The 9161-nt window shown below is 36.6% G+C and carries 8 protein-coding genes and 1 pseudogene; 7 read left to right on the top strand and 2 right to left on the bottom strand.

Annotated features, from left to right (window positions below; all coding sequences use genetic code 11):
- Positions 1-335 precede the first annotated feature (335 nt).
- The 6 genes and pseudogenes from FB379_RS13880 to FB379_RS18805 form a co-directional block, all read left to right on the top strand.
- Positions 336-854, top strand: a complete 519-nt coding sequence (locus FB379_RS13880; RefSeq protein ID WP_144598223.1) for a general stress protein — start codon at positions 336-338, stop codon at positions 852-854.
- A gap of 30 nt (positions 855-884) precedes the next feature.
- Positions 885-1715, top strand: a complete 831-nt coding sequence (locus FB379_RS13875) for a DUF1835 domain-containing protein (protein WP_066247358.1) — start codon at positions 885-887, stop codon at positions 1713-1715.
- Positions 1716-1729: 14 nt separating this feature from the next.
- Positions 1730-2056 carry a YnfA family protein gene (locus FB379_RS13870; protein WP_044895977.1) on the top strand — a complete coding sequence of 109 codons (327 nt, stop codon included), beginning with the start codon at positions 1730-1732 and terminating at the stop codon, positions 2054-2056.
- 534 nt (positions 2057-2590) lie between these two features.
- Positions 2591-4306: a M48 family metallopeptidase gene (locus tag FB379_RS13865; RefSeq protein ID WP_144598222.1), complete on the top strand. Its 1716-nt coding sequence runs from the start codon at positions 2591-2593 to the stop codon at positions 4304-4306.
- A 459-nt stretch (positions 4307-4765) separates the two neighbouring features.
- A complete protein-coding gene (locus FB379_RS13860; RefSeq protein WP_063388360.1) occupies positions 4766-6121 on the top strand; it encodes an MFS transporter in 1356 nt (451 codons plus the stop codon).
- A 405-nt stretch (positions 6122-6526) separates the two neighbouring features.
- A pseudogene (locus FB379_RS18805) lies at positions 6527-6604 on the top strand (DinB family protein); the annotation flags it as partial.
- Positions 6605-6645: 41 nt separating this feature from the next.
- Here FB379_RS18805 and FB379_RS13850 read toward each other — a convergent pair.
- Both FB379_RS13850 and FB379_RS13845 read right to left on the bottom strand, forming a co-directional pair.
- Positions 6646-7134, bottom strand: a complete 489-nt coding sequence (locus tag FB379_RS13850; RefSeq protein WP_144598221.1) for a DUF1648 domain-containing protein — start codon at positions 7132-7134, stop codon at positions 6646-6648.
- Between the two features lie 87 nt (positions 7135-7221).
- On the bottom strand, positions 7222-7848 hold the full coding sequence (locus FB379_RS13845; RefSeq protein ID WP_144598220.1) for a hypothetical protein: 627 nt from the start codon (positions 7846-7848) through the stop codon (positions 7222-7224).
- A 254-nt stretch (positions 7849-8102) separates the two neighbouring features.
- Here FB379_RS13845 and FB379_RS13840 point away from each other — a divergent pair, with 254 nt between their 5' ends.
- On the top strand, positions 8103-8861 hold the full coding sequence (locus FB379_RS13840; RefSeq protein ID WP_144598219.1) for a MerR family transcriptional regulator: 759 nt from the start codon (positions 8103-8105) through the stop codon (positions 8859-8861).
- Positions 8862-9161 lie beyond the last annotated feature (300 nt).

Raw genomic sequence — 9161 nt, 5'->3', positions numbered from 1 at the left:
GGACATCTTTAAAAATCAAATGAATAAATGGTTGGCCACTATACCTAATTATATCAAGCAATGCTTAAATATTTCTGTGTGCGAAAGTTGAGTTAAAAAATAAAGTACCTTAGTCAATTTTTAAACACTGCGATTCAAGTTGTGTCCTAGATGTTGGCAATGGAAAATTAGGATTGTTCGGTGCGAAAAACACATAAAGTTTCTCCGTAAATATCAAGCAATACAGTATCTAGTGAAACAAAACAAGAGCTGAGACGTATGAAAATGGTGCTATACCGTATTTACATCCTTAACGATTAATCAGCCATCCGAGACGAAGGAACTAGGTGATGCACTTGAGGGGAAAATTGGAGAAGAGATTTTTCTATTTATATACTGGGGAGGCAATGGCAGCAGTCATTTTTTTTATCATTAGTTTCATTTGGAATAAAGTCTTTGCCCATTTGCATTTATATTCGCTGTACTCTTTTTGGATTTCGTTTTTTCTGTTAGAGTTTCTCTTATTTCAGGGTAGTGTGTATTGGTTTGCAAAATGGAAGCGATTAAAAAAAGAAAATACTGCCATAACTCCTGCTTATATCGTCCATCGATTAAAAAATATAAAGAAATGGAATACACTGTTTATCATCATTTCGCCTTTCATGTTTTTTGTCGATCTAGTCAGATGGTATCCGTCGGTACCTGCAACAGGATTGTACATAGCGGGATTTATTTATGTTTTTGCCATACTTGAGTATATAAACTATTTTCATATTCAGCTTTCATATGACAATTTTTCTGATATGAAGTACCTCTTAAAGTCGAAAAAGCTGAAAAAATCGTGTTTACGTAAAGACTTTGAAAGATTAGGATAAAGTAATAAGATAGCGGAAGGAAGATTATAAATGATACATATTCTGCTTGGCGCTTCACCTTCGGGGAGTTTAAAAATGGTCTTAAGGGATTTAGATGTGGAGAAAAAAGAGCGCGTCATTTCTTTTTGGGAAACATTCTCGGTAGGTCCGATCTGGAGACTGCATGAAGACATTGGAAAAGAAGCGAGATTTCATTGGATAAAAAATAATTTGACGGATGCATACAATGAGTTTCATGAGTATGAACAAAACTTTCAAAAAACAGTCAATGAAATAACAGCGATTCCAGAAGGATCACCTATTATGATATGGATTTCTGACAACGCTCATGAACAGACCGGATTGCGATTTGTTTTATATCTATTGAAGAATAAAAATAATGACATCTTCCTCATCAACACGACAAAGGTATATGGCGAGCTTTTTAAGAAACGAAAAGAAAAATATACTGTTTTGGATACAGGTGAAATTCCTCCTGAAAAGCTTCGATTCATATATGAACAAAGTAAAAATGAACCGCCTCTTTCCCAGCATGAAAGAGAGAATTTTGAAAAGGAATGGCTCGCTCTTGCAAATACTCGCGAAGTATTGCGAATTTGGCAAAACGGAACGATACACAGCGTTTCGGAAGATTATTATGATCTTTTCATAATAAACAGAGCGAAAAAGCTGCATAATGAAATGAAGACGAAGGATTTTATAAAATCAGTTAGATTAATCGGTGAAGTACTGGGGCATCTAGACCAATATGTAGGAGATGAATTCTTGGAATATCGGCTAAGAAAGCTGATTGAAAAGAGAGCTTTTGAAATGGAAGGCAGTCTGGAAGCTATGGCCTTCTATAGTGTTAAATTGCGATAGGAAAGTGGTGAAATATGATTTACGCCATTATTTTATTTATTCTTGCTGGTTTAGCTGAAATTGGCGGAGGGTACTTAGTCTGGCTATGGATACGTGAAGGAAAACACTACTTGTACGGAGTTATTGGTAGTATGATCTTGGTTCTATATGGGCTGATCCCTACTTTGCAAAACTTTCCTACATTCGGTAGAGTATATGCCGCTTATGGCGGCGTGTTTATTATTCTTTCTGTTTTGTGGGGATGGTGGGTTGATAAAAAAACTCCTGATATTTACGATTGGATCGGAGCAGGCATTTGTTTAATTGGAGTTTCAATCATGCTTTGGGGTCCAAGACATTAGACTGTCCATTCTGATAGGGATTTTTAATAGAATAGCTGCAATTAAATAATGTGCGAGTGAGTAAGCTTTCTCGGAACATATCGAGCATGAGCAAGACAAATTCCGTATAGGGAGTATGGCATCCTAATTAATTGACAGTTTTAGCGTTATGCTGAATGACTTTTTTCCGGTGATGCCGATAATGTGCGATTTTTTAATAAAGGCTTCAGCTTGCCGTTACACTTCAGAGATATTACAGGCTCTGAATAATGGCAACAAGCGTGGCGGAAGGTGCAATCAAAATGATTTTTTTGTTTTATTTGAATAACAGATCGCTCCCATTCCCGACCAATCCAACGAGTCTTTAAAAAATGGACGAAAATCTCCTTAATGTCAAGCTATTGCAATTTTTTTAGTATATAAAAAGATTGCTGGCGTTCTTAGGAAGCCCCTGCTGTTGAATTGGTGAAGCGAGGAATTCAATTTTTTAGAAACTTTTATAGAAAAAAAACGTTAATACATATGTAAGGAATATAAAAAAAACGGGGTGTGCTCATGATCTGGGCGTTGGTATTGATTATGCTTGGAGGAGTGTTAGCTGGTTTTTTGCATGTTTGGTTGAAAAAGCGGATATCCTTTTTTCCGTTATTGGTGATAGAAATCGTACTGTTATCTGTTCTTGCAGTCTATTTATTTATAGCATATGAATTAGGTTTTACAATTAGAGCGATGTCTAGCTTTGGATACTCTTTTCTTATGTGTTTAATCACGTTTTCCCATGAATCGGGTTACGATAAAATAAAAAATGAAGCAAACAGAGTGGAATTTGAAAAGATTGAACTCAATAAACATTCGAGTCGGGTTTGGGTTGATGCGGCATTTGCGATGACATTCATTGGTCTATCTGTCTTATATTTTGTTTTCAATTCATACGATTCTGTTTGGTCTCTCATTTTGTTATATACGAATGCTGTAATGATTTGTCAATTGTTAAAAAAAGCTGTTCTTTATCGAAACCTTGAAGTGTATTTCAGTAAAGAAACAAATTGTATTTACATATTATCGAACATCAAAGCGAAACGATATCCGCTTTCAGAACTTTCGGAAGCAAAGCTCGAGTCAAATGTTGATGTACTTAAATTATTCCCATTATTTACGATGTTTTCAACAAATGAAGATTTCACGACAAGTATGGGAAATACATTAAAGCTAGTATTTTCAGGCGAAACTGTCTATTTTAATGCTAAAAACACTTCTTGGCTTGCGACCATTGAAAGCCGGGAAGAAAAGGAACTACCGTCGGAAATTGCACAAGTTGAAGTGCTTCCATTTTATCATAAAAAAAATATAAAGAGACTTCTCGGCAAAATGTACTTTGCCATTTCCGTCAAAGGAGTCGGCGCCTACACGACATTGACTGTTATCTTATCACTGCTAAAGGTTCCTATTTGGGCGATCACGATTGCGGTCATTGTTTTTTGGATATTTAATCTTTACATTTCTGATCGATTATTAAAAATTGCATTAGACGTGAAAGAGATAGATGATCCAAATGTTTTAGCTGTTGCAGACAAAGTGCTAAGTCGGGCTGGAATTTCTGATGTGAAAGTTTTTCAAGCAGAGGCGAATGAATTAAACGGTTTTGCAGCTGGGGCAAACATCGGTCGATCAATGATCGTATTAACGTCGGAAACGTTAAAGCTTCCGTTGGAAGCAATCGAAGCGGTTTTTGCTCATGAAGCTGTGCATGTAAAAAAACGGGATGTCATGATCGGTCAAATTATACGTATACTTGCGCTTTTAGTAATTGCTTTGTTCATTTACTGGTTATACCATTCTTTTCTATTAAGAAATGAGTCTCTTCTTTTTTACATTGTTTTTGCTCTTATTTTCTTCTTTCCTCTTATCCAGTCTCTTCTTTTGCAATGGATGGAAGTGCGGGCAGATCATTTAGGGGCTATATGGCTTGACAACGGAAATGATCAAATGGCAGACGGTTTAACTGCTTTAGCTGTAAAACAAGATGAGTTGACATACAAAGCACAACGCTACAATTTAAGTAATGAAGAAAAAAATTCCTCGATCGAGCGGGATTCATGGTTTTTCAGATTTCTAGAATTTCAATTTATGATCCACCCGCCAATGTATTGGCGTATTCAATCTTTAAAGGAAACTGGAACGGAATGGAACATGAAAAAAATACGAAAGTGGTGGAAAGAGCGTTTTTACGAATCGCTTCCTGATAAAAAGAATAAAATGGAAAGCATGTGAATCATTTTTATCGTTTGAAATGCTTATTAAAAATTAAACGATAGAAACATAACCCCCATACGAGAAAATGTGACGAATTTTCATATTGAGTCGGCATTTTGAGTGCCGGCTTTTTGTATTTTATGGGTATCCGTTGATCATAATCTTTTTGTCTTTACCTTTTCCAAATGCCGGGAAAATCGTAATGAAAGACGAAAACCAATTTGGTCGCTAGCAGTCAGAGTGAGAAATAGAAGAGTATTTGTCAATCTTCTTTTCTGCAGATTTGACCACATAATTTAGGAAAATGAATGTGTTTTTTTCTACAATAAGTAGATAACAATTATGATAATGAGATGCTACAATCAACTTAAAGATAATTCAAAATATTAAGTAAAAGAGAGGTGTTTCAGATAAATTGCAAACGCTTACTTAAAATGTGAAATACAAAAAATTTTTGATGAGGAGGTCTATAATAATATGAAACGGATTAACCCAATGAACGTAATTGACAACAGCCGCATTCATTCATTCCATATTTGGCTGATTTTCTGGTTATTTATCGTTATTATGTTTGACGGATTTGATGTTGTCATTTACGGTGCTTCTGTCCCGCTGCTTATTAAGGAATGGGGAATTTCGGATGTCACTGCCGGGGCTATTGGCAGCTATACAGTTGTCGGAACAGCAATCGGTGCTGTTTTGTTTGGATTGCTATCGGATAAAATAGGGCGAAAAAATATTATTTTGTTGACTACGTTCTTGTTTAGCTTTTTCACGCTGCTCGCAGGTTTTGCAGCAAATCCTGTCTTATTTACGATCTTTCGCGTCATTGCAGGTGTTGGTCTGGGCGGAGTTATGCCTAATGTCGTTGCAATAGCAACTGAATATTCACCGCGACGGGTTCGCACAGCAATTGTTTCATTCATTTTTTGCGGTTATTCTGCAGGAGCTATTCTAGCAGCGCTTACAAGCAGGCAGCTCCTTCCTACAGTTGGATGGGAGTCAGTATATTGGGTAGGCGGGATTCCTTTATTGTTCATTCCTTTCTTGTTGAAAAGTGTTCCAGAATCCATCGACTTTCTTTTGGAAAAAGGAAAGGAAGAAGAAGCTAAAAAAATTCTTGCCAAAATTGAGCCGGGAATTAGCAGCGATGGGGAATTTGAAAAAAAGGAAAAAGTGAAAGAAGCGGGATCGCCTATTGTCAGTTTGTTTGAGGAAAAACGTGCATTCAGCACCGTTATGTTCTGGATTTCCTGCTTTAGCGCATTTGTATTGATTTATTCCATGAATACATGGCTGCCGCGCCTTATGATGGAAGTTGGCTATGATTTAAGCTCAAGCCTTGCATTTACTGCTGTCATGCAAATTGGAGCGATTGTCGGAACAGTTGTTTTCGGCCCTATAGTTGACCGGCTAGGCTTTAAAAAAGTGCTTGTTCCATTGTTTTTCTGTGGAGCCATTGCACTATCTTTAATCGGTTTTGCCAACAGTACATTCATCGCTTTTGCCCTGATTTCTGTTATTGGTGCAGCATCCGTCGGGGTTCAAAATATGGCTAACGCATTCGTTTCTCAATATTATCCTACTAATATGCGTTCAACAGCTGTAGGAAGTACAATGGCATTTGGTCGTTTAGGCGGAATAGTTGCCCCTACATTTGTCGGGATTTTACTTTCATTAAATTTACAGCCGCAATATAATTTTGCAGCTATTGCCAGTGCAGCAGTGCTTGGCGGTTTAGCAGTATTGTTCATTCAAGAGCAGCATTCAGTCTATTATAAAGAGAAAAAACAATCTGAGTTAATAAATGAAGATGTAGCCGTCGAAAAATAATTTTTGTAAAATCCCGAGGAGATGGTCTCTTCGGGATTCTTATATAAAGGGATACCTATGATTCGTACGAATCGGTTTGTTCAGTACTTTTTGGCTCATCGAAATGTGACATAGAACGGATGATAAAATGAAACAAGAGCATTATAACTATAAGCCTGCGCCGACATCGATGCCTGTGAAAGATCTTGTGTTTCAAATGTTATCGATTTGCAAAAACAGTGAAATCAGGATGTATTTGGTGAAAAATTGAAATAGATGGAAAAAGACTTAAAAAAACTGGCAGAAATATATATCGAAAGTACAAAAAGCCTGTTAGAATCCGTGATGAATGAGGATCTTTAGCGCCAAGTCGATATTTCCAAAATTTTTGATTCGAAAATGTCTGGATTGCAATGATTTCAAACTGCGATGGCTCATGAAATCCACCATAAAGGGCAGCTTTTCGTCTATGTACGAGAAATACGGATCTTCCACGTTATGTGATGCGCAGCTGATGAAAGGAACCAGATGATTATCGAACAGAGTCACCTCGTTTCTTTCAGGACTTTGTTTGTGCGGAATGCAAAATAAATCGATGTCCCTAATATGGCAATTAAGAAAATATAAAGCGGATAGACTCCAAGACCATCTGCTTTTCCGAGTGCAACTTGAGCAGTTCGCCAGACCCCGAATAAAAAGAAATAAACTATTTCTGCTTGCAATAAACGGATGTAAATCCTTCCTTGATTATAAAGAAGCTTTTTTTGTTCTTTTGTAGCATTGTACTGATAATAAAATGCGTCGGGAATGCGGGACAATAATGTTGTCAAGATAAATATTCCTAGTCCTGTAAAAGGCAGAACAAGAATGAAGCCTTTTCCGCCGAATCCATCCGGTTCGCCTTTGAAATTGAAATGCCGTGGTATAGTATCCGGCAAATGCTCCCAAATGAAAATTACGTAAATGAACATTGCTGAAAGCCCAATAATTGAAAGTGTCAAAAGAACATTTTCAATTTTCTTTTTTTTCTCCACAGAGAAAACCTCCGTTTTCCATTATCGATGTTTTCATACGTATTCACCGTTTGTTTTGTTTCATTTAATCGCAGCTGCAGGATTCTATTATTCATTTACATCCCAAGTAACTGTAAAGCTTCCTTTCAGCTTGTCGCCTGTGACGATGATATGGTAGATGCTTTTTTCTGCCGCTTTGATTTGATATGTGCTTTCGTCGACTTCTTTCATGGCGACAACGTCGCCGTCTTTGTTCAATACATGAAAACCATGTCCGCCTCCGTTATTGTTTTGAATTTTAACGGAAAACGTAATCGTTTGACCTTTTTCCGCATAAATCGGAATGGCGTGTTCTCCGTGGAAATAGTCGAAAAGTGCGATATAGCTTGAATTCCTTTTCCATTCGCGCCAATCTTTTTTTACAGTAAAATCCGTGTTTAAAATAATACACAAAATAAACGGAGCACAGATTGCAAAAATATATTTAAAAAATACGTTTTTTCGCGCCATGTATGTTCCAAAATAAAAAACTAATGAACAAAGAGCTCCGACTGTTCCGCCAACAATCACCATCATCCATCCGAAAGGCAAAAAAATGAGATATCCTGCCAAAACGTAAAAGGCAATTTTAATGGTTCCAGTGATTTTAGGAATTTTCACAGCCAGCAGGTCAATAAAAATAGAACAAATTATTCCGTATCCGTAAAAAATGCTCCAAAGATAAGGGTTATTCAAATCTTTTGAAACTCCATACAAGTCAAAATCAGCTGCAATGAAAAAAACAGTAAAAAAAATAAACAGCGAGAATCCGGCGCCGGTGAATTTGGGTTTAACATAAGAAATAGCATTGAGGATATTTTTTTGTAAAAACACTAAGTGATCACAGCCTTATATTATTTTCTCAATATTATGTTTATTATAACATTAATTTTTCTCTGTACATTGACGTTGCGTAAAGGTTTATGATGATCTTGTCAGGAGGTGAAAGGATGGAATATACGGTAAAACAATTAGCAGAATTGACCGGAGTTACAACAAGGACATTGCGATATTACAATGAAATTGGGCTTCTTATGCCAGCGAAAATCAATTCATCCGGATATCGCATATATGGGGAAAAAGAGGTTGATAAACTGCAGCAAATTCTTTTTTATCGAGAGCTTGGAGTTGATTTAGATACAATTAAAAAAATCATCAATTCACCATCCTTCGACAGCATGAAAGCTTTAAAGGAACACCGCGAAAAGCTTCTTGCAAAACGCAGGCAGCTAGATTCATTAATCGCAAATGTGGAGAAAACAATAGCGGCAAAGGAAGGAAGGATCACGATGAACGATAAAGAGAAATTTGAAGCTTTTAAACAAAAATTAATTGAAGAAAATGAAAGAAAATATGGGTATGAAGTTAGAGAAAAATATGGAGACGAAATCGTCGATCGATCTAATCAAAAACTGAAAAACATGACAAAAGAGCAGTTCGAACAGCTGAAACAGCTTGAGGAAGAGGTCTTGAATACACTGAATAAAGCATTTGTAACTGGAGATCCAGCGAGCGAGCTGGCACAGAAGGCAGCTGATTTGCATCGTCAATGGCTCTGCTATTTTTGGGATCATTATACGAAGGAAGCTCATAGAGGAGTAACAGAGATGTATGTAGCAGATGAAAGATTTAAAGCGTATTATGATAAAAAACATCTTGGAGCAGCGGAATTTTTAAGGGATGCAGTTCGAATTTATACCATGAATTGAAAAGAATTTTTTACAATTCGGTCTTTGGAATGCTTTCTTTAATGAACCATATTTTAATTCTGTGACATCAGCTACCCATTTTTCATTTGGCTTTTCCGCTGTGAATTCACGATTCAATATATTTTCTGCAACATGTTGAGGAGTAGATCGCTTATAAGATTTCTGCTTTTTTCGAATAACAGATTGTATAGCGGCAACTTTCATCAGTCTTTATGATTGAAGTTCTGACCAAGCTTTCGATTTATATTCAACGTCATTCGACTGTAACCATAGATGCCGTCAACTTTCTCATGGAGAGCT

The sequence above is a fragment of the Aeribacillus composti genome, assembly GCF_007827555.1.
Lineage (GTDB): Bacteria > Bacillota > Bacilli > Bacillales > Aeribacillaceae > Aeribacillus > Aeribacillus composti.
Note: the sequence above shows the minus strand (reverse complement) of the source record. Positions and strands in the feature narration are given on the sequence as shown.